Origin of the sequence: Planococcus beijingensis, from assembly GCF_016820615.1 — a bacterium.
Classification (GTDB): Bacteria; Bacillota; Bacilli; order Bacillales_A; family Planococcaceae; genus Planococcus; species Planococcus notacanthi.
The window spans coordinates 81237-101333 of record NZ_JADHDZ010000003.1; the positions used below are offsets into that span (position 1 = coordinate 81237).

Below are 20097 nucleotides of genomic sequence, written 5' to 3' on the forward strand. Positions count from 1 at the left end.
CTTTATCGCAATGCCCCTCCCCATCATTCCTCCCGTTTTTCTTCTTCTGTTCCAGCACCAGTTTTCCGTAGAAAAAACGCTAAAAACACACCAATAGCACTTAAAATGCCAACGACGATAAACGAGATATTGACACCGCGTATCAATCCTTGTACGCCAAATTGTTCAGGATCCAAGGCAGTACCGGTCATGATTGTCACCAATAGCGCCGTCCCGATGGATCCGGACACTTGACGCATGGTATTGCTCATGGCCGTGCCATGCGGAATCAGCCGCTCCGGCAACTGATTAAGGCCTGCCGTCGTCACCGGCATCATCACCATGGAAACTCCGAACATCCGGATGGCATGCATAACGGTCAAGTACAAGAAAGAAGTCGTCGCTGTCAGCACCGCGAACTGGAAAGTCGACACCGTAACAATCGTTAAACCGACAATGGCCAGCCACTTTCCACCGACTTTATCGAAGACCCTGCCAGTGATCGGATTCATCAGCCCCATGATGATGGCTCCCGGCAGCAGCATCAGCCCTGATTCAAGTGCTGTAAAACCATGCATATTCTGCATATAGATCGGCAAGATCGTGGCGCTGCCGATCATGGAAATAAAAACGATGACACTTAAAATAGTGGATAGCGTGAAAATGCCGTAGGAGAATACCCGAAATTCCAAGATCGGCTGATCCAGCCGGAACTGGCGGCGGATAAAGAACAGCAGCGAAACAATCCCCACCACAATGGAGGCGCCTACTGCAGGACTTCCCCATCCAAGCGAACCCGCACTGGAGAAGCCGTACAGAATTCCGCCAAATCCCATTGTCGACAAGACAATCGACAGAAGATCCAGCGTCGGGTAGGTTTGCTTAGTGACATTTTTCAGAAAAAAATACGCGAGCACCAAGTCCAGCAACGCAATCGGGATGACGATGTAAAACAAGGCACGCCATGGATATTGCCCCACAATCCACCCAGACAGCGTCGGTCCAATCGCCGGGGCAAAAGAGATGATCAATCCGAACAAGCCCATCGCCTGCCCTCGCTTTTCTACAGGAAAAACAATGAACAGCACGGTCTGTGTCAGCGGCATCATGATGCCTGCGCCAGCTGCCTGAACAATCCGCCCGACCATCAGAAGCGCAAAGCCGGGCGCAAATGCACAAATAATCGTACCCGCTGCAAATAGACCCATTGCGACAAAAAACAGATTGCGTGTGGAGAATTTTCCGATCAGAAAAGCGGTGATTGGAATCATGACGCCGTTGACCAGCATAAAAACAGTGGTCAGCCACTGCGCCGTGTTGGCGGAAATGCTCAGATCGTCCATGATGTGCGGCAAAGCGGTCGCCAACAAGGTTTGATTCAGGATGGCCACAAAGACACCAGCCATCAGCACTGCCAGGAAAGGACCTTTTGCCATACCCGCTTCGGTTTTCTTTTCTTGGATTTCGGCCATCTCCCGCTCCCCCTTTACTCCTTTGCTTACCCGCTCGCTTTTCAATTATTCCCCCATAAAAATAAAACTGCGCAGCCCGAAGGCCACGCAGTCTTTAATTATTCGGTTACACCATTTCTTCTGCGGTTCACGCGATAGAACACCAAGTAAAGCGATGGAATCATTACCAAAGTGAACAAGCTTGAGAATGCGAGTCCAGCAATAATGGTGATAGCCAAAGGTTCAAATAAAGGATCTCCCGACAACGCGACCGGCACGAGTGCAATGATCGACGTAATCGATGTCAGAAGAATCGGCTTGATGCGGGCATATCCTGATTCGATAATGGCTTCTTTGATATCAAAGTCACCTGACAAGCGGCGCGCTTCTACAAAGTCAATCAGAACAACTGCATTACGCACAACAATCCCGGTCAGGGAAACGATTCCCATAACCCCCAGGAAACTGAGCGGCGTTTGTGTCAGGAACAAGCCCAGAATCGCACCCGAAATTCCTAAATACACCGCAATCAAAACAAGGAATGGCAAACTGAATGATTTGAACTGGAACGCAATGACCAGATAAACCAGAAGGAGCACAACCAGGAACAACACGCCGATTTCAGCAAAGAAAGCTTCCTGATCTGAATTTTCTCCGCCTGTAGACAGTTCATAGCCCTCCGGCAAGGATGCACGTTCTGCATCCACGACATCCAGCATTTTGTTTTCAAAGTCGTCGATTTCTCCGAATGCACGGAGCGTAATCGTACGATCCGCCTGCTGATGCGGAATTTGCGCCAAGGTTTCGGTTTCTTCAGCCGTCAGCAATTGATCCATCGGAATCAATTGCGGCGGTCCCTGTTCACTGAGTGAAGGGACATCGAACTGAGACAAATCGATCGGTTCTCCATCTTCAATGCCTGATTGTTTCAAGAACACTTCGTATGGCTTTTGGCCATCATAAATCGTGTAGAGCGGTACGCCTTGCGTCAGAAGCTGCAGCTGATTCGTCACAGTGCTGAGCGCTATATTGTTCGTCTGAAGCGCATCCTGGTTCGGCACGTATTCAATGGCCGGCACCGGTTCCCCCAGATTATCGGTAACGATGTCTGCACCGTTTTCAAGCAGCTGCTCTTCTAACCGGTCACGAAGCGACTGCAACTCTTCAATGTCTTCACCTTTAATATCTACAGTGACAGGAGCTCCGACTGGCGGACCTTGAACAATGGTATCCAGGAAGATTTCAGCTTCCGGGAAACGTTCACGCAGTTCCGGCTGCCATTTACTGATGAAATCGGCAGCTGTCGTGCTTTCCCCGTCGATGCGGAATGCCACTTGCCCTGTGTTGCCGCCCGTATTGTCCATCGACGCCGAGAACAAGTTCGGCAATCCTTCACCGGTAAAAATGGCCGTTTCAGCAACATGCTCATCTTCAGCAATGACCTGTTCCGTTAAATCCGCAAGGAATGCATCTGTTTCTTCAATGGTCGTTCCTTCTGCAAGGCGGACGTCCATCGTCACCTCTTCACGGTCTGCGGCAGGGAAAAACTCAAACGGTGTAAATAGCGCCAGCGACAGCAAACCCGTTGCAACCAGCAAGCCACCGACTCCCACTAGAAGTGGGCGTTTTAACACACCACGCAGAACTTTATTCGAATAAAACAATGCAATTTTCTCGAGTGGTTTCCCTAAAAATCCGGGAGTATCCGAAATTTTCTTCGCTTTCCGCTTCGTTTTCAAGTATTGCATCATCGGCACCAATGTAATCGACAGCACCGTAGAAGCGATAATTGTCGTGATCAGGATACTCGGCAAAGCTTTGATAAACGCGCCATTTCCGCCTGACAACAGCAACAACGGCGAGAATGTCACAACGATCGCCAAACTGGAGGAAATAATCGATGGATATACTTCCCGGACACCCGTTATGGCTCCATCAAGCGCAGAATCGCCCAATTTATAGCGTCGCTGGATATTGTCGTTGACCACAATACTGTCATCCACCAGAATACCGATAGCGATAATTAGGCCGATGACTGAAATCTGATTCAAATCCACGCCCATGAACGGAATCGGAATCATGCCGATCAGCACAGAAGCCAGTACCGTCAATGCAACAGCCAATGAACCATATAAAGTCAGACCGGCAGTAGTAACAACCAAGACAGCCAGTACAGCAATAGCCAACGAAACATATAGGCCGTCAAAAATCGTATTGACATTATCCGCTTGGGATTCGTATTTTTCAGCCTGAACTCCAGCTGGCAGGCCATCTGAAAATGCTTCGATGATTTCAGACACATTTTCATCTACAGAAGGAACATCCTGCTCAGTCTGCAGAAAAACGGTATAGGAAATCGCCTGTTCCCCTTCGAATGTAACGATGTCGCTAGTTTCCTGATCTACCATTTCAATCGTCGCAACATCAGCCAAAGGAATTGCGGCTGCCCCTACTTGCAGCTGCTCCAGCTTTTCAATGCCTTCGCTTCGCTGTACAGTCAAGCTGACCTGTTCGTTGCCGTTGTCATGGGTACCGAGCGACAGCGGCTGGTTCGCCTGCTGAAGCGATTCGAGTACTTCAAACGGCTGAAGGTTGTTGGCAGCCAGTTCTTCGCTGTTCAGTTCAACAAGAACCTGTTGCGTGTCCAAGCCTTTCACTGTGGTTCCAGCAACTCCAGAGACAGCCTCCACTCTTTCCGATAAATCGGATAAAGCATTGTCCATATCGGCCAACTCTTCTTCATCCCCGTAGAACATATACGACACCAACGGGAAAGTCAGGTCCAATTTCTCAACCGACGTCTCCTGAGCGGTATCAGGGAATCCCGCTGTTGCATTGCTCGCCTGCTGCTGAATGCTGTTGATCAGCTCATCGGGATTCTCACCATCCTCCAATTCCAAGGTGATGATGGAAGCGGAATTCGAAGAAACAGACTGCATCGATGTAATGCCATCCACTTTCTGAATTTCACGCTCCAGTGGATTGGTTATCGATGTCTCCACTTCCTCAGGCCCCGCACCCGGCAGAATCGTGGAGACCAGAACCAGGCTAGGCGGTGTTTCCGGAATTTCACGCTGGGGCAAAGTCAGAAACGTATATGCTCCTATAATGGAGAAAATCAAAATCAAAAAAATCAAAAGTTTGCTGCGTTCTAAAATATAGTTCATCAGCCAGGCTCCTCTGCATTTTGTATAACTATTGTATAACTATGTATTTGAAAAGACCAATAAAAAGCATAGAAAAACCGGACGAGTTTCCATCCGGTTCTACAAACTTTGTATTTTTTGCTGTTTCATCAAAAAAGCGGCGATCAACAAGACCAGCGGCAACAAAATACATAAACGGAACCAAATTCCTTCTCCGCCCATAAAAATGAGCAACATGGGTGGAAGCAAGGCAATTCCGCTCCACGCTATGGCTTTCCAAGACTTTTTCCAGAGACCGACAATCACCAGCACAATCGACGCAATGACCAGAGACCACAATACAATCCCAACCAAAAAGAAGCTCACCACAACGCGCCTCCCTATCGTCATCAATCTCTCACTTAATCTATACCCAATTTCTCGAAATAAACATCCATATACAATAAAAAAAGACAGCCATAAAGGCTGTCTGAAAAATTCTACTTATAGATTCTGGAAAAATAACCGGATAACATCAAGTCCACCGATGACATTTCCCGCCGCAGTCCCCAAATTGGTCAGTACGACGACCAGCAGAACACGCGTGACTTTATTGTCCCAAAACCCTTTCAAAGTAAAAACATCTTTAGACAGGGTTTGGAAATCACCGACATTCGGCCGGCGTACGTAAGCCTGAGCCAGTCCGGAAAACCAGCCGGCCGCCAGCAATGGATGGAGGGCGCCGATTGGTCCGCCCACAAATGCTGTCAGGATGGCAAATGGGTGTCCGAATGCAGCAGCGGCACCGATTGCCCCTAAGCATGCCGTCCATAGGATCCAACTGACGGTCTGGTCGATTCCAGCTGCTGGATTATTCATAAATGTGACTGCAATCATGGCCACAAGCGCCAACGGAATGGCCCAGCCGATGACTTTTGGCCATTTTGATTTTGGAGGAACTTTCGATAATTCCGCCAAATCGTGGTCGTTGTGGACTTCTTTCACAATACCCGGAATATGGGCAGCACCAAGAACTGCCACAATTTTTTTACCCGGTGCTTCTTTGATTTTCTGCGCCAGATACTGGTCCCGCTCATCGATCAACGGCTCTTTCAGTTTAGGGAAAGACTGGGTGAAATCGTTCATGACTGCGTTCAAGGTATCTTGAGACTTCATTTTCTCCAAATCTTCTTCTGAAATGGTCTCTTTGCTGAAAATACTGAAGAAAACCGAAGTCAACAACTGGGCCTTGCCCATGAAGCCGATATTTCCCCAGATGCGTGAAAACGTCACTTGGATATTGCGGTCTGCCAGCACAAGCTCTGCTCCGGCTTCTTTAGCGGAAGCGATCCCCTGGATCATTTCCTGTCCAGGCTTGATCCCGAACTGATCTGCAAGGCGGTTCTGGAATGAAGAAATCGCCAAGTTCATCAAGAGCAGACTGGCTTTCTTGTCTTTGATGACTTTAAAAATGTCGGTCTCTTTCCATTTGCTGCCCTGCATCACCGATTCATAGCGCTGCGCATCCAATTCGATGCACACCGAATCAGGCTGTTCCGCTTCAATAACTTCTTTCACTTGTTCTGCACTGACTTTGGATACGTGCGCAGTCCCAATCAAAATCAATTCTTTTCCTTCATATTCTATGCGAGTAATATTATCCTGCGTCATGTTGTACTTCCTTTATAGAACTGAATTTCTTTTCATAATGGATGAAAAGACTGTCTATTCTTTATAATGAATCACAATAGCGAAAATATCAATGCCGCACCCTTGGATTTCCGCTAAAAGCGGTTCAGAATCATAAATCGGCCGCATTGAAAGTATCGCCATCTTTCAGGTTGCCGGATTGAAAGCCTTTATAGAACCAACGCTTACGCTGCTCTGAACTTCCGTGCGTAAAACTTTCCGGCACCACGTAACCGCGTGAACGCTGCTGAATGGTGTCATCGCCCACCGCACTTGCCGCCGTCAGCGCTTCCTCAAGGTCTCCTTCTTCCAAATAGCCCATGCCTTGTGCGTGATGCGCCCAGACACCGGATAAATAATCCGCCTGCAGTTCCAGACGAACCTGCAGTTTGTTGTATTCTTCTTCACTCAATTGATTGCGCAGAGGCTGCACTTCTTCCATAACGCCCAGCAAATTCTGGACATGGTGACCAACTTCATGCGCAACCACATAAGCCATGGCAAAATCACCTGGTGCCTGGAATTGGGTCTGCAATTCATTGTAGAAGCTCAAATCAATGTAGAGCTTGTAATCGCCCGGACAATAGAATGGACCGACTGCCGCACCTGCCGTACCACATGCGGATTCAACACTTCCGGTATACAGCACCAATGTCGGTTCGACGTACTCCATGCCTTCCTCAGCAAAAACTTCTGTCCAGACCTCTTCGGTATCTGCGAGGACAACCGAAACAAATTCAGCCAATTCCTCTTCTTCCGGCGTTGCCTCATAAGGCTGATTAGAGGTGGTTCCGCCCGATCCTCCTAATTGATCCAGGACGACGCCGGGGTCACCACCTAAAAAAGCCACGAGCAGCACAATCAGGATACCGCCGATTCCGCCGCCAGCCACCATCGCCCCACCTTTTCCTCTCCGGTCTTCAACGTTTCTACTGGCTTTTCTGCCTTTCCACTCCATAGGATTCCCTCGTTTCACCATTCTGTTTTAGTTACCCATACCCGTTGCAACACTTGTTCTAATCCATTTCAGGCAAACGGTAAATTAAAAAACGTTCCCGGGGATCTTTATGGAAACCAGGCAGCTGAATTTCTTTTGCCAATTCAAAAACGGTGCGCGTCTCCAGGAAATCACTGTAATCCTGTGAAGCAAAAAACAAGATCACCTCGATCATCCTTGGATTTTTCTCGGCAGACCGGATGATTTCATTGATAAATGCAATGAATACCTGGACGGAAAACGGATTAAAAAAATAAAACACAGTGTCCCGTTCCGTTATCGGGTAATCCTGCGCAAGGCAGTTATAGAATGTCACCTTCTGCTCAGCATTTTTATGCTTTTTTACATACTGTCTTTTATTTTCAAGGGCCTCTGCATAAAAGTCGGGATTCATTTCGATTCCTGCTGTTTCTGTTCCAAATACATGATGGGCATAAAAATTCAATCTTCCTTTGCCACAGCCCACATCCACCAGACGGCAACCGGGAGAAAGGCTATAGTTGTCGAATAGCCTCTCGAGCAATTCGTAAGGAGTCGGTTCATAGCGGTTATGGTGAAGGGAATCCGTGAAGCCCTGCTGATTTCCGGCTGTTGCAATATTCAACCGGCGGTCGTATGCTTGCTCATCCATTCTAAATCACTCCTTCGGCATAAAATTTTACTCTGATGACCTTGCAATTAACAGGGGAATTTGTTATAGTACAGCTAATTCAATATTTCTTGCTCCAGCTTTTATGGAGTAGGATAGAGGCGCAAAAACCATCAGTACGCAAAACGAGGAGTATGAGCTCCGTTGACGTTTGCCGAAAGGGGGATTTGCCGAAGTGGCGGAAATCTCATATTTCCGTGCGCTGGGTCTGCATTCAATAAATGCAGGACTGTCATATAGGAAACTATATGGAGGGCTATCTGATGCACAGGAACGATTGGTAAACATTGTTTCTACTGCAGCAACGAGTCCCTCGTTGCTGCTTTTTTTGTTTATTCCTGACTAGGCCCCTCACCTCTAAGCTACGACAAAAATTAGAAAAGGGTGTGTTCTTTATGAATTTCGGCCAAGTAATTACAGCAATGGTGACGCCGTTCGATCAACATGGAGAAATTGATTTCCCGGCAACACAACAATTGATAGAACATTTGATAGCAAACGGTTCAGACGGCCTTGTCGTCGCAGGAACAACTGGAGAATCGCCGACTTTAACGGCAGAGGAAAAAGTTGAATTGTTCCAGTTCACCGTCCACACAGTAGCCGGACGGATCCCAGTCATCGCAGGAACAGGCTCCAATAATACACGGGCTTCCATCTCCTTGACAAAACAAGCAGAAGAAACAGGTGTTGACGGCATTATGCTGGTCACACCATACTACAATAAGCCTTCGCAGGAAGGCATGTTCCAACATTTCCAGGCGATTGCCGCATCTACAAGTCTGCCGGTCATGCTTTACAATATTCCGGGACGCAGCGTGGTCAATATGTCTCCGGAAACGATCATTCGTTTGTCCAAGATCGACAATATCGTTTCTGTCAAAGAAGCGAGTGGAGACTTGGACGCTGCTGCAGAAATCATCGAAAAAACGCCGGATACCTTTTCTGTCTACAGCGGAGACGACAGCTTAACACTGCCGATGCTGTCCATCGGCGGCACGGGCATCGTCTCGGTTTCCGCACATATCATCGGCAACGATATGCAGGACATGATCACCAGCTTTAAAACTGGAGATGTAAAAACAGCGGCTGCTATCCACCGCAGATTGTTGCCGACAATGAAAGCATTATTCGCTGCGCCAAACCCATCGCCTGTTAAAGCGGCACTTAATATGACCGGCGTACAGACTGGCGGCGTACGTTTGCCAATGATTCCATTGACCGACGAAGAAGCTTTGGTATTGCGCAAATCTTTGCCTGACCTGCACTCCGGTGCTGTAACGAATTAATTAGATGATGAAAAACGCTGAAGCCCGGGGCTTCAGCGTTTTTTATTGACTAATTTTCATTTGTTCCAAAACCCGCTTCAAGCTGCCGCCGACTTCCAGCACCTTCAAGTCAACTCCGATCTCAGTTAACGTTGTAGCGATTTCGGGACGGATTCCGGTTAAAATCGAGCGCACACCGACCAACTTCAACGATTGGATAATTTTGATGATCTGTTCAGCCACCATCGAATCCACGCGCACTACCCCTGATAAATCCACAATCAGCACACTGATTTTCAGCTGATTCGCGGCCAATAAGGTTTTCTCCAGAATGTAGCGGGCGCGATCAATTTCAATATTGCCCACCAAAGGCAACACTGCGATCTGGTCACTGACCGGCACGACCGGGGCGGAAAGTTCCAGAAATTCCTTTCTGGCTGATTTCAGTTTCCGCTGGTACGATGACGTATAAGCCTGCGTATACGAATATGCCGCATGATCCAGCAGAGAATGGAAAAATTCCATGACGTCAAAAAGAAGCTGAAGCTCCATCTTTCTTTGGACCGCTTCTGTCTTGATGACGGTTCCAATATGCTTGCGGTAAAGGGAAGTTTCCGCCAATGCATCTTCAAGCGATCTGCCAGTTTCAAGAAAAAAAGTTCCTGTCTCTTCTCCCCACTCCTGAACGTCTGCATAAACTTTTTGAACGTCGCAGCTATTGCTGATCGATTTTCCAATCAGTTCCACGAAACGGATTCGGGTTTGAGTGACAGTTTCGATAAAAGCTTTGTTCGTTTCAAGCTGTACTGCCGGAACATCTTTCACCACTTCTTCATGGACCAATTGGGCAATTAATTCTTTATCCTCAGTTACCCGTCCACCTAGCAATTGAATATCTTTTTCCATCGGAATCCCCCAAAGACGAAGACATTTATATATGCTTATTATAGCCTTTGCTCCAAAGAATGTAAGGGTTTTATTTTTCTATTCAGCCGGACCGAAGTTGAAGGAGCAATGTCATTTCCTACTCATCTCCAATTACACAGTTTCTGCCATTGGCTTTCGCTTTGTAAAGAAATTCGTCAGCCCGCGACAGCAAACTATCCATTCCTTCTCCAGCCACATAAACCGCAGCACCGATGCTGACAGTGACAGGCACGTGCACCCAGTCAGCTGTTTCCATATGCTTGCATAACGCATTGCCCATGGCCAGCCCCTTCTTCAGGCCAGCGTCCGGCATGACTACCACAAATTCTTCACCGCCGAGCCGTGCAACGATATCGGCGGAGCCGGTTTCCGCTTCCAGACGCCAAGCCAGTTCCTGCAAGACCGCGTCGCCCATCTGATGGCCATGTATATCATTGACTTGCTTGAAATGATCGATATCCACAATCAACAAAGCCACTTCCCGTCCATTATCCACCTGAAGAAAGAGTTCTTCCAATTGTTCGGTCAGGTAACGGCGATTTTTTAATCCCGTCAACGGATCTGTTGTAGCCAATTGCTGAAGTTTGGAATTAAGGTCCATCAGCTCTTGTTGCTTACATTCCACTTCATCCATTACTGCTTTCAGCTTTTCGTATGCTTCGACCGTCTCACGATTGACCTTTTCGGCATTACGCTTTGCCAGCAGCAATTCTTTTTCATACTCTCCGCGGACGCTCATTTGAATCAACGCACATTCATAGTAACCGTCCTGTTCTATAGTATTCATCAGGACAGGCATTGGCCCCGTTTCGCTTTTCAATGTCAAAAACATTTCATTTACAGTGCCATGCATTTTGATGGAAGGAGTAAAGTAGGTCTGGAAGTAAACCCGTGAAGCGACTGTCAGTAAATCATGCATATGCTTTGGTTGTTGCGCACTTATCATGAGCCGCAGCGTTTTATTCATTTCCACTATGCGCAATTCATGATCCAATATCAAATACCCGCATGGCGCTCGATCAAGTTGCTGCTCCACTGTCTTCCCTCCCTACTCCGCCAAATAGGCCTTGATGTGTTTCACTGTTTCACCAGAATCGCTTAAATGCGGATTATGGCCAACCGCTTCCATCACAACCAGCCGGCTCCCCTGAATATGGTCGTGGACATACTGCCCGACTTCCGCCGGTGCAATAGCATCAAACTTCGTCTGAAGAATCAAAGTAGGCACAGCCACTTTCTCCAATTGATCGCGAAGATCCGTAGTAAACGTCACTTCAGCAAATTGCCTTGCAATCATTGGATCATTCGAACATAAAAGATGTTCAAAATCTGCCGCGAGCTCAGGACGTTCCTCATTCTGCATGACGACCGGCGCCAAGTATTTAGCCCATTCCATATAATTGGTTTCCATCATATCCAATAACTCGTCAATATCTGCCCGTTCAAACCCGCCGTTGTAGCCAGGTTCATTCATATAATAAGGCGAAGGCCCGATCATAATCATTTTCTCCATCAGTTCAGGCCGCTCAATTGACGCGAGCATACCGATCATAGAACTGACAGAATGGCCGACAAATAGAACCCCTTCTATTTCAAGTGAGTCGCATACCTCCACAAGATCCTGTTTATAGCCATCCAAAGTGCTATAGCGCTCTTTAGAATACGCTTTCTTATCACTGCTCCCTGCTCCCACATAATCAAAAGTGACAACCCGGTAATCCTTCTCAAAGGCCGTGATGGTATTGTTCCATACTTGTTGATCACAGCCAAAGCCATGTCCGAATACAATTGTTTTTTCCCCTTGCCCGGTCACCTGGACATTATTGCGCTTTAAAATATTAATCCCCATCGTCTTGTCATCCCATTCCTATTGAACTTGTAGCCCTAAGGCTAAATGCAACTATGTAAAAGTAAAATATACCCTTATCATAGCATTAATAGTTCAATATTACTGTTTATACATTAGGCACTCCCTTAATTTTAAAGATTCCATTCATTTGAACCAGCATCTTATACAATCTTAAAAAAGCAGATAACTATCTGCTTTTTCAAATAAGACCGAAAATGCTTTTTATTCTCCTTCTACTTGTGTAATAAAATCTTTATTTAAAAAATATTTGTGTCCCAGAAATTGTTCCGGTGCCTGACACTATGCAGTTTCATAGCATATGCGTTCACGCTGAACAGAAGATACTTTACTCCCGCTCCAACCCTCCCATGGTTTATTTCAAAAACTACGGGGTAGACAGTCAATACCTTAACTTCACAGGTGATTTATCACTATTAGGAGGAATTGACAATGACAAACAATAAAAATACATTTATCCAAGCATATGACGTACAAGCAGAAGTTCTTCATAAAATCAGCGATCTGAAAGCACAAGGCTATAACGAAGAAGACATGTATGTAATTGCCAAACATGACGATCAACTGTCCATGGTCCAAGGCCAGACGGATGTACACTTAAACACACAAGAAGACGATAACTTCATGGGCAAATTCAAATCGTTCATTTCAGGTGAAGATTCCACACGGGATGCATTCACTCAAATGGGATTAGGCAGCGGCGAAGCAGATGAATACTACCGCCAAGTCGAAAACGGCAAGCTGGTTCTTTACGTGAACAGCGACTACGGCACTTCTTATAAACAGTACTCAGGTGCACAGACAACAGCCCGAACGGCAACTGCTGGCAGCCATGAAGAAGAGGAGCATTTGCGCCTTCATGAAGAACGCTTGAATGTCGACAAAGAACGCGTACAGACTGGCGAAGTGAATGTCGGCAAACATGTGGTCGAAGAACAGCAGACCATCGAAGTTCCGGTTGAGCGCGAAGAGGTCTATATAGAGCGCCGTGCGGTTAACGAGGAAGTCACACCGGAAACAGGCGGATTGACGGATAAAGGCGCCTATGACGATGGAGATTCTATTCATGTTCCGGTTTCCGAGGAACGCGTGGAAGTCAGCAAAAAAGACGTCGTCAGCGAAGAGATTGTCGTCGGCAAACGCAAAGTCCAAGATACCGAAGTGGTGAATGAAACCGTCCGCCGTGAAGAAGCGGATATTGACGAGAATGTAAAAGCGAAAAAAGACGGACGCACTTCCTTATAAAAAACAGCAAAGGCGTCTCCGGATATTTTTCTCCGGAGACGCCTTTTTTGAGCCTGGATTCCTGAAGGTTTATCTAACCTGCGACTAAGGGTAAATTAACGTTAACAAGTTTTTTGGTGCAACTGACATGGGGGGAATTAACTATGGAGAAAAAGGGAAACAAACTTGTCGGGCTTTTTGATGCAGAAGCGCAAGTATTGATCCAAATTGGTGAATTGAGAGCAAAAGGACATGAAGAAGAAAATTTATATCTTGTAGCAAAACGCGACGAACAGATTCCTTTGCTCATTGAGCACACCTCTGTCCATGTCGATACAGAAGACCGAGATAATTTCAAAGGCAAATTCATCGCTTTTTTATCCGGCGAAGATATTACGAAAGATGCCTTCAATCGCATGGGTTTGGACGCAGACGAAACTGATTATTATTTCCAGCAGGTGGAAGCCGGAAAGCTGCTTTTATATACGGACAGCCTGCCAACAGCTAAGCCGGAAACGGCCATATCAGCTGGTTCAAAAGATGGCCTTCCTGTAGAAGAGCAGAAACTCGCTCTGCATGAAGAGCGTCTGGATATCGAGAAAGAACGCGTGCAGACTGGTGAAGTCCAAGTCCAAAAGCAATTGGTGGAAGAAGACAAAGAAATCCAAGTACCGGTAGAGCGTGAGGAAATCGTCATTGACCGGCGACCAATTTCTGAAGGTGCAGAAGCCGCAGAAAACGGTCAGGTGCTGTCTCCGAAAGAAGCTTACGAAAAAGGAGATGCGATCTACATCCCCCTTTCTGAAGAACGTCTGGACATCGGCAAAAAGAAAGTGGTCCGCGAAGAAATCGTCATCGGCAAGCGCAAAGTCAAAGATGTGCAGGTCATCAATGAAACCGTGCGCCGGGAGACGGCGGACATTGAAGAAAATGGCACAGTCCATAAAACCGAAAAACCATAAAAAGAACAATGCAGCCATGAGGGCTGCCTTGTTCTTTTTATGGTCTATTTAATTAATTGGCTCCACCCACTGCAGGAAGAAGCATCGTAAAGAATAATGCGATCAGCCCGATAATTACACCGATAACCAGAACTGTCGGAATCATGATGACGAAAAAGCCTTTCCAGGCAGAAAACCTGTGTGCTTCTGCAACCGCCTTGCACTGGACAAAGAAAGTCCAAGCAGAGATGACCCCAAGGATGATCAGGAAGACAAGCGAAAGAAAATCAGGTTCAGCGAACAGCATGTCATCTGCTTGCAGGAAATAGGTTTCCGGCAACAGCAGCATCCATAAAAGGATTATCGGAATAAGCCAGATCTGTGGAATCAGCCCGGTCAGAATTGCCCGGAACATTTCCGTGTAGGTGCCTTTCCCTTTAAACAGCTTGCCGATCAGCAAATAGATACCGGCGCCGATGACCGTGCTTACCACCACTCCAATTGGTCCGAAGAAAAGAGCAATCAGGATCATTCCCCCGACCGGCAGGAACTGTTCTGAATCCAGGCTGCTGAGCAGGCCGGCAGCAAATCCTGCAAGGACAATCAACAGGAAAATGAATCCGGAAGATTTTTCTTCAATTACATGGCGCACTGCAGCACGAGGACGGGTCCAAATGGCTGTAAACGGGTTTAGCTTTTCATATTTTTCAACATCATTCAATTCTGTCTCCACCTTTGTCTTATTGTTCTTCCTTTATTCAAACATACTGGAAGAATAATGTAAATGATAGAACAAATCTCCATTAATAGTTAAAAAACCAGATTTTTACTGATGCAAAAAAGAAGATCCCTCTGGTGAGTGGATCTTCTTTCATTTAAGCCTATCTCTTATTCCCGTTTCATCCGCTCCCGGATTCCGCCTTCCACTTCCGTTCCTTTTTCCATCGGAATATAAAGGCTGCCGTTGGTCGGGCCGGCCGGCGGTGCATCTTCAATCACTTTTTGGACAAATTTCGCGTTCATTTTTTCAGTAGCACCCGGCAGAATATGGCTGGAAACGGCCGAGGCTTTGGATTTCGCACCGACTGCCACAGTTTCCTGCGGCTTATCGATCAAGCTAATGATTGCCTCAATGACGATTTCCGGGTCATCCATCGGCTTCATTTCAGCGGCATGCCCTGTGTAATTTCCCGTATGTTCAAACCAGGGTGTATCGGTCGCCCATGGCAGTACAGTACAGACATGGATATCATCAAAACCTTCCAGTTTCACTTCTTCATTCAACGCGGCACTGAGCCCCAGCACAGCATGCTTGCTGGCACTGTATCCGGTGTAATAAGGAAAAGCGATTTCGCTTGTGATGGAACCGATATTAATGAGGATGCCCCGTTTCATTTCTTTGAAATGGCGTAAGGCAAAGTGGCTGCCATTGATGGTGCCTTTGACATTGACATCGACTACCCGCGCCAAGTCCTTAACTGGAATTTCAGTGAACGGACCAATTGCGCCGACTCCGGCATTGTTGATCCACACATCAATTTTCCCAAAACGTGCCAACGCTGTTTCGAAGAGATGCGCCACTTCCTCTTCCAGGCTGACATCTGTCCTCACCGCAACCGCATTCGGACCCAGTTCTTCTGCCAGCTTTTCAAGCAGGCCCACACGGCGTGCGGCAAGCACGACATTGGCGCCTTGTGCAGCCAGTTCCCTTGCGACACCTTTTCCAAATCCACTGGAAGCACCGGTGATGACCACGGTCACTCCTTCATGGGATTTCTTTTTTGCCATTTTCATTCCTCCTCAGTTCTGCATTGAGTCACGTTTTGGTTTTCAGCCGCTCACGCAAATCACCTGATACGCTTGTCCCTTCAGGACTGGATTCGTACAGGCTGCCGGATGTGGGCGGAGCAGGAGGGGCTTCCTGGATCATATTAAATAGAGTGCGTCCGGTCGATCCTTTAGTCGTTTTCGGCATCAGCGAACCGGCAATCGCAATACCTTTGGATTTAGCGCCAATTTCCACTGATTTTTTCGGATTATCAATGAGCCCGATGATGGTATCCACCACTTTTTGCGGATCATTTGCCGGTCCGACAAGAATTTCATGGCCGCTGTAATTGCCCGCATGTTGTGTCCAAGGGGTATCTGTTACCCATGGATCCACTGAACAGATATGGATATCGTCAAAGCCATCCATTCTCATCTCCTGATGCAAGCCATTGCTTAATCCTGAAATGCCGTATTTGCTGCCTGTGTACGCGGCTCCAAAAGGCAGCGGTGTTTTGCTGGCGAAAGAAGAAACATTGATCAGCGTTCCATACTCTTGTTTCTTGAATTGTTTCAAGGCATAGTGGCTGCCATAAATAGTGCCAAGAAAATTGATTTCCATCGTCCGGTTCAAATCCCTTAGCGGCGTATCCGTGAATGAACCATATGTTCCAATCCCTGCGTTATTGATCCAGACATCAATTTCACTGAACTCTTCCATCGCTGCTTCGTACAGCTTAGCGACGTCTTCTTCCCGGCTGACATCCGCCGTCACTGCAATGGCATTCGGGCCACAGGAGTCCGCCAGCGCTTCAATTTCCTTGGTGCGGCGTGCCGCTAATACAACATTGGCTCCTTGCGCGGCCAGCTGCTGTGCCACGCCTTTGCCGATGCCGCTCGAGGTGCCCGTTATGACGACCGTCAGTCCTGCACGTTTTACTTCAGTTGCCATGTCTATTCCTCCTATCCGTAAAACTGGCTTCAGTGTTGCTTTCCTTTTCGAAGCTGTTGCTTCAATCAGTTCCGCATATTTCCAGAGACCGCTATCCCTTCCGGCCGAGGTGAATGGATGCTGCCCGAAGTGTTTTTGGCGATCGGCGCCGCCTTCAACATCTCCAGCAATAAAGCGCCATTCAATTTCTCCGTAGTGTGCGGCATCAGCTGCTTGGAGACAATGGCGGCTTTTGATTTGGTGCCGATTTCCACACTTTCCTGCGGCCGGTCAATCAAGTCAATAACAGCGGCAATCACAGTTTCTGGAGCATCGACCGGCCCCAATGTAATTTCATGGCCGCTGTAGTTCCCGGAATGCTCAGGCCAGGGCGTGTCGGTAACCCATGGATGCACCATACAGACGTGGATATCTTTCCACCCTTCCATCTCCATTTCCAGATGCAGGCCTGCCGTCAGTCCCGCAATGCCATATTTCGTTGCACAATAGACGGCACCGAACGGCAGCGGTACACTGCTGATAAAAGAAGACATATTGATTAGGGTTCCGGATCTGTTCTTTTTAAAGTGGTGAAGGGCGCAATGGCTGCCATAAATCATGCCTTTCAAGTTGATGTCCACCAGCCGCAGCATATCGTTCAGCGGAACGTCCGTGAATGATCCCATGATGCCGAGCCCCGCATTATTGATCCAGACATCCACTTTGCCGAAACGGGATTCCGCCGCAGCCATCAGCCTGGCCATTTCCTCTGGCTCGCTGACATCCTTCGTTACAGCCAATGTGCGGTCGCCGAGCTCTGCTGCAAGTTCCTCAATCAAGCCGGTCCGCCTGGCCGCCAGCACCACATTGGCGCCATCCGCTGCCAGCTGCTGGGCAATGCCCCGGCCAAAACCGCTCGAAGCTCCAGTGACAACTACAGTCAATCCGTGCCGTTCCTTTTTCCGGCCCACTCCTTCTCCCCCTGTCTGGAAAATAAATTCGCTTTGTTTGCTTACTAACTACCCCTTTCACCATAACGAAAACGTATTTGCAGAGGGGTTCGGAAAGTCTTTTTGAGGGGAATGGGAGTATTAAAAAGAAAGGAGAGAAGCTATGTTGCTTGAAAATTTTCAGACCGCGACAATTAACACTGGCGAAACGGAGATTTATGTGTGTTATGGAGGAGCTGGCCCTCCACTGCTTCTGCTCCACGGACATCCGCAAACCCATGTAATGTGGCATCTGCTTGCGCCACGGCTGGCAAAGGATTATACCGTGATAATGCCGGATTTGCGGGGATATGGTGACAGTTCCAAGCCTGCCTCTTCTCCTGATCATTCAACTTATTCCAAACGGGCGATGGCCAGAGACCAAGTAGCCGTCATGAAACAGCTCGGCTTTTCCCGTTTCTCAGTCGTTGGCCATGACCGGGGAGCCCGATGCGCCTACCGTTTAGCGCTGGACTTTCCTGATGCGGTGGAAAAGCTTGTAGTCATGGACATCATTCCAACCGGAGAAGCCTTTAGAAGAGCGGATAAAGAATTCGCTATAGGCTATTGGCATTGGTTTTTCCTTGCCCAGCCTTTTGACTTTCCAGAACGGATCATCGAGGCAAATCCTCATAACTTTTACTTCCAAGGCACACGCCACCTATTTCGTCCCGAGGCGCTTGCCGAATATTGGCGGGGCATCCAAAATCCTGGAACAATCCACGCCATGTGCGAGGATTACCGGGCCGGTGCCACCGTCGATTATGAACTGGACGAAGCCGACCGGGGAACAAATAAAATCATCTGTCCCGTCCTCGTCCTGTGGGGTGAGAAAGGAGCATTACCGAAGTGGTACGAGGTGCTGGATGTTTGGAGAGACTGGGCGGATGACGTCAAAGGGCGCGGCATCGATTGCGGACATTATCTTGCAGAAGAGGCTCCTGAGGAAACCGGCGAAGAAGTGCTACAGTTTTTGAAGGAGTGAAAAGTCGTCATAATAATCTCTGTAACAGCCACAGAGATTATTCCTTTTATCTTAGAGAAAGATTCTTTTTATTTTTTTTATTAGGCTCATTAGCGGCTTCCACCAGCCGTGCTATACTGAAATCATTCAATAACGAAAGGATGATTTCTTTGTCTGAACTAACTCATTTTAATGCCCAGGGCCGCGCCAAAATGGTCGACGTCTCTGACAAACAAGACAGTGTCCGTACAGCCCGCGCCACCACTTCGATACTGCTGAATAAAGCAATTTACCAGCAGATCAAAGAAGGCACCAATAAAAAAGGCGATGTCTTTGCCGTGGCACAAGTTGCCGGCATCATGGCTGCCAAAAATACTGCGCAAATCATTCCGATGTGCCATCCTTTGGCGCTGAGCGGTGTCGATATTGAATTTCAATGGAACGTCGATGAAGACGCCCATCATTTTGAAGTGCTGTTAACTGCCGAAGTCAAAACAAAAGGGCCAACCGGCGTCGAAATGGAAGCTCTCACGGCCGCATCAGCTGCTGCTTTAACCATCTACGATATGTGCAAAGCAGCCGGCAAGGAAATGGTCATCGGGCCGACCATGCTGCTCCAGAAAACCGGCGGAAAATCAGGCGATTACGAGCGCAGTTGACGGCATTTGATTTACTGAAAGCAGCCAACTGGCCACATGGTCAGCAGTAATTTTAAAGTTATCCATTAAACAAAAAAAGCCTCTGGACTTGTCATACACTGACAAATCCGGAGGCTTTACATTTTATAGATGGATGATTTTAACACTCGGCAACCACTTAACGATCCAATTGCTGATGCTTGGTCAATTCGGAGCGGATATGCTGGATTTCCGGCAAGATCAATCGTTCCATCGCCAGTTTTACAGCTCCACGGGAACCTGGCAGGACAAAGATGGCTTTGTCGTTGGCAATACCCGCTGCAGCACGGCTTAACAGCGCTTTTGTGCCGATGTCCTCTAAAAAACTGACGTAACGGAAGAGCTCGCCGAAGCCGTCAATTTCCTTTTCGAAAAACGGTTTGACCGCCTCGAGTGTGACATCGCGTTTGGCGATTCCTGTCCCTCCCGTTGTAATAATTACATCCACTTCTTCATTTTCCAACCATTCCGACAGGATGACGCGAATAGACGCGATGTCATCTTCCACAACATCGTAATCCACAAGTTCCAGCCCTTCATTTCGGGCAAGCCGCTGCACGAGCTGGCCTCCGGTATCCGTTTCTTTTGTCCGTGTATCACTGATCGTCAGTACCGCGACACGAACCTGTTGATCCCCTTTGAATGATTCTGACAT

19 protein-coding genes and 1 riboswitch are annotated in these 20097 nt (G+C 47.7%); of the genes, 5 read left to right on the plus strand and 14 right to left on the minus strand.

From position 1 onward, the window contains the following. Window positions 1-23 precede the first annotated feature (23 nt). From IRE19_RS08985 to IRE19_RS09010, 6 genes are all read right to left on the minus strand, one after another. Window positions 24-1451 carry a DHA2 family efflux MFS transporter permease subunit gene (locus IRE19_RS08985; RefSeq protein WP_203340111.1) on the minus strand — a complete coding sequence of 476 codons (1428 nt, stop codon included), beginning with the start codon at window positions 1449-1451 and terminating at the stop codon, window positions 24-26. Between the two features lie 98 nt (window positions 1452-1549). After that, complete coding sequence (locus IRE19_RS08990) at window positions 1550-4597, minus strand: efflux RND transporter permease subunit (RefSeq protein ID WP_203340112.1); 3048 nt, start codon at window positions 4595-4597, stop codon at window positions 1550-1552. Between the two features lie 99 nt (window positions 4598-4696). Then, on the minus strand, window positions 4697-4942 hold the full coding sequence (locus IRE19_RS08995; protein ID WP_203340113.1) for a hypothetical protein: 246 nt from the start codon (window positions 4940-4942) through the stop codon (window positions 4697-4699). 117 nt (window positions 4943-5059) lie between these two features. After that, window positions 5060-6226, minus strand: a complete 1167-nt coding sequence (locus IRE19_RS09000) for a TraB/GumN family protein (protein ID WP_203340114.1) — start codon at window positions 6224-6226, stop codon at window positions 5060-5062. A gap of 130 nt (window positions 6227-6356) precedes the next feature. Then, the gene (gene ypfJ / locus IRE19_RS09005) at window positions 6357-7202 is read right to left on the minus strand and encodes a KPN_02809 family neutral zinc metallopeptidase (protein ID WP_203340115.1); all 846 of its coding nucleotides are present in this window, start codon (window positions 7200-7202) and stop codon (window positions 6357-6359) included. 58 nt (window positions 7203-7260) lie between these two features. Continuing rightward, the gene (locus IRE19_RS09010; protein WP_203340116.1) at window positions 7261-7872 is read right to left on the minus strand and encodes an SAM-dependent methyltransferase; all 612 of its coding nucleotides are present in this window, start codon (window positions 7870-7872) and stop codon (window positions 7261-7263) included. 106 nt (window positions 7873-7978) lie between these two features. Continuing rightward, window positions 7979-8157, plus strand: a riboswitch (Lysine riboswitch). A gap of 128 nt (window positions 8158-8285) precedes the next feature. On the opposite strand from IRE19_RS09010, the gene dapA reads away from it, so the two are divergent. Continuing rightward, the gene (gene dapA, locus IRE19_RS09015) at window positions 8286-9176 is read left to right on the plus strand and encodes a 4-hydroxy-tetrahydrodipicolinate synthase (protein WP_203340117.1); all 891 of its coding nucleotides are present in this window, start codon (window positions 8286-8288) and stop codon (window positions 9174-9176) included. A 42-nt stretch (window positions 9177-9218) separates the two neighbouring features. Here dapA and IRE19_RS09020 read toward each other — a convergent pair whose 3' ends face one another. The 3 genes from IRE19_RS09020 to IRE19_RS09030 all read right to left on the minus strand — a co-directional run bounded on the left by IRE19_RS09020 (window position 9219) and on the right by IRE19_RS09030 (window position 11931). Continuing rightward, on the minus strand, window positions 9219-10061 hold the full coding sequence (locus IRE19_RS09020; protein ID WP_203340118.1) for an STAS domain-containing protein: 843 nt from the start codon (window positions 10059-10061) through the stop codon (window positions 9219-9221). Between the two features lie 118 nt (window positions 10062-10179). Further along, window positions 10180-11118, minus strand: a complete 939-nt coding sequence (locus tag IRE19_RS09025) for a diguanylate cyclase (RefSeq protein WP_203340119.1) — start codon at window positions 11116-11118, stop codon at window positions 10180-10182. Between the two features lie 12 nt (window positions 11119-11130). After that, window positions 11131-11931 (minus strand): alpha/beta fold hydrolase, encoded by an 801-nt coding sequence (locus IRE19_RS09030; RefSeq protein ID WP_203340120.1) that lies wholly within the window; start codon window positions 11929-11931, stop codon window positions 11131-11133. A gap of 450 nt (window positions 11932-12381) precedes the next feature. Between IRE19_RS09030 and IRE19_RS09035 the strand changes: the two genes are divergently transcribed. Next, window positions 12382-13194: a YsnF/AvaK domain-containing protein gene (locus IRE19_RS09035; RefSeq protein WP_203340121.1), complete on the plus strand. Its 813-nt coding sequence runs from the start codon at window positions 12382-12384 to the stop codon at window positions 13192-13194. Between the two features lie 143 nt (window positions 13195-13337). Further along, window positions 13338-14135 carry a YsnF/AvaK domain-containing protein gene (locus IRE19_RS09040; protein ID WP_203340122.1) on the plus strand — a complete coding sequence of 266 codons (798 nt, stop codon included), beginning with the start codon at window positions 13338-13340 and terminating at the stop codon, window positions 14133-14135. A 52-nt stretch (window positions 14136-14187) separates the two neighbouring features. Here IRE19_RS09040 and IRE19_RS09045 read toward each other — a convergent pair whose 3' ends face one another. The 4 genes from IRE19_RS09045 to IRE19_RS09060 form a co-directional block, all read right to left on the minus strand. Further along, the gene (locus IRE19_RS09045) at window positions 14188-14835 is read right to left on the minus strand and encodes a Yip1 family protein (protein ID WP_203340123.1); all 648 of its coding nucleotides are present in this window, start codon (window positions 14833-14835) and stop codon (window positions 14188-14190) included. 167 nt (window positions 14836-15002) lie between these two features. After that, window positions 15003-15902: an SDR family NAD(P)-dependent oxidoreductase gene (locus tag IRE19_RS09050; protein WP_203340124.1), complete on the minus strand. Its 900-nt coding sequence runs from the start codon at window positions 15900-15902 to the stop codon at window positions 15003-15005. A 28-nt stretch (window positions 15903-15930) separates the two neighbouring features. Next, entirely contained in the window at window positions 15931-16833 is a 903-nt protein-coding gene (locus tag IRE19_RS09055) for an SDR family NAD(P)-dependent oxidoreductase (protein WP_203340125.1), read from the minus strand. Window positions 16834-16898: 65 nt separating this feature from the next. Next, the gene (locus IRE19_RS09060) at window positions 16899-17783 is read right to left on the minus strand and encodes an SDR family NAD(P)-dependent oxidoreductase (RefSeq protein ID WP_203340126.1); all 885 of its coding nucleotides are present in this window, start codon (window positions 17781-17783) and stop codon (window positions 16899-16901) included. A 142-nt stretch (window positions 17784-17925) separates the two neighbouring features. Here IRE19_RS09060 and IRE19_RS09065 point away from each other — a divergent pair, with 142 nt between their 5' ends. After that, complete coding sequence (locus IRE19_RS09065) at window positions 17926-18786, plus strand: alpha/beta fold hydrolase (protein ID WP_203340127.1); 861 nt, start codon at window positions 17926-17928, stop codon at window positions 18784-18786. Between the two features lie 149 nt (window positions 18787-18935). Next, the gene (moaC, locus tag IRE19_RS09070) at window positions 18936-19424 is read left to right on the plus strand and encodes a cyclic pyranopterin monophosphate synthase MoaC (protein WP_203340128.1); all 489 of its coding nucleotides are present in this window, start codon (window positions 18936-18938) and stop codon (window positions 19422-19424) included. A gap of 157 nt (window positions 19425-19581) precedes the next feature. Here moaC and IRE19_RS09075 read toward each other — a convergent pair whose 3' ends face one another. Then, window positions 19582-20097, minus strand: a complete 516-nt coding sequence (locus IRE19_RS09075) for a MogA/MoaB family molybdenum cofactor biosynthesis protein (protein ID WP_203340129.1) — start codon at window positions 20095-20097, stop codon at window positions 19582-19584.

Coding starts and splice junctions, on each gene's coding strand:
- IRE19_RS08985 (WP_203340111.1), bottom strand. CDS start 1,451: ATGGCCGAAATCCAAGAAAAGAAAACCGAAGCGGGTATGGCAAAAGGT.
- IRE19_RS08990 (WP_203340112.1), bottom strand. CDS start 4,597: ATGAACTATATTTTAGAACGCAGCAAACTTTTGATTTTTTTGATTTTG.
- IRE19_RS09000 (WP_203340114.1), bottom strand. CDS start 6,226: ATGACGCAGGATAATATTACTCGCATAGAATATGAAGGAAAAGAATTG.
- ypfJ (WP_203340115.1), bottom strand. CDS start 7,202: ATGGAGTGGAAAGGCAGAAAAGCCAGTAGAAACGTTGAAGACCGGAGA.
- IRE19_RS09010 (WP_203340116.1), bottom strand. CDS start 7,872: ATGGATGAGCAAGCATACGACCGCCGGTTGAATATTGCAACAGCCGGA.
- dapA (WP_203340117.1), top strand. CDS start 8,286: ATGAATTTCGGCCAAGTAATTACAGCAATGGTGACGCCGTTCGATCAA.
- IRE19_RS09020 (WP_203340118.1), bottom strand. CDS start 10,061: ATGGAAAAAGATATTCAATTGCTAGGTGGACGGGTAACTGAGGATAAA.
- IRE19_RS09030 (WP_203340120.1), bottom strand. CDS start 11,931: ATGGGGATTAATATTTTAAAGCGCAATAATGTCCAGGTGACCGGGCAA.
- IRE19_RS09035 (WP_203340121.1), top strand. CDS start 12,382: ATGACAAACAATAAAAATACATTTATCCAAGCATATGACGTACAAGCA.
- IRE19_RS09040 (WP_203340122.1), top strand. CDS start 13,338: ATGGAGAAAAAGGGAAACAAACTTGTCGGGCTTTTTGATGCAGAAGCG.
- IRE19_RS09050 (WP_203340124.1), bottom strand. CDS start 15,902: ATGGCAAAAAAGAAATCCCATGAAGGAGTGACCGTGGTCATCACCGGT.
- IRE19_RS09055 (WP_203340125.1), bottom strand. CDS start 16,833: ATGGCAACTGAAGTAAAACGTGCAGGACTGACGGTCGTCATAACGGGC.
- IRE19_RS09065 (WP_203340127.1), top strand. CDS start 17,926: ATGTTGCTTGAAAATTTTCAGACCGCGACAATTAACACTGGCGAAACG.
- IRE19_RS09075 (WP_203340129.1), bottom strand. CDS start 20,097: ATGTCAGAATCATTCAAAGGGGATCAACAGGTTCGTGTCGCGGTACTG.